1 pseudogene is annotated in these 335 nt (G+C 79.7%); it reads right to left on the bottom strand.

Annotated features, from left to right (window positions below):
• Positions 1-335 (bottom strand): annotated as a pseudogene (locus tag AOK18_RS34235) (hypothetical protein); the annotation flags it as partial.

Raw genomic sequence — 335 nt, 5'->3', positions numbered from 1 at the left:
GGTGGCGTCCTCGGAGGGGCCGGTGCCGTCGGTTCCGGACGTGGCGCCCCGGGTGGGCGGGGTGGAGGCGGACGGGGTCTCCTTCCGGCTCTCGCCGGGCTCCTGCGGGAGCGGGGAGCCGGGGAGTTCGTTGCGCGGGGCCTCGCCCGGGCCGGGGACGACCACGCGGTCGGCGTCCCGCACCGCGCCGCCGAGCAGCGAGCCCACGAGCAGGGTGAGCCCGCAGACGACGACGGTGACGAGGGCACCGCGGCGCAGCACGTAGCGGCGCAGGTCCCAGAGGTCGGAGCGGGGCCCGAGGCGGCGCCAGGCGCGCGCGACGAGCCGGCCGTCGA

The sequence above is a fragment of the Streptomyces prasinopilosus genome (assembly GCF_001419695.1).
GTDB classification, from domain to species: domain Bacteria; phylum Actinomycetota; class Actinomycetes; order Streptomycetales; family Streptomycetaceae; genus Streptomyces; species Streptomyces prasinopilosus.
The sequence above is the reverse complement of the archived record's forward strand: the minus strand, read 5'-3'. Positions and strand labels throughout refer to the sequence as shown.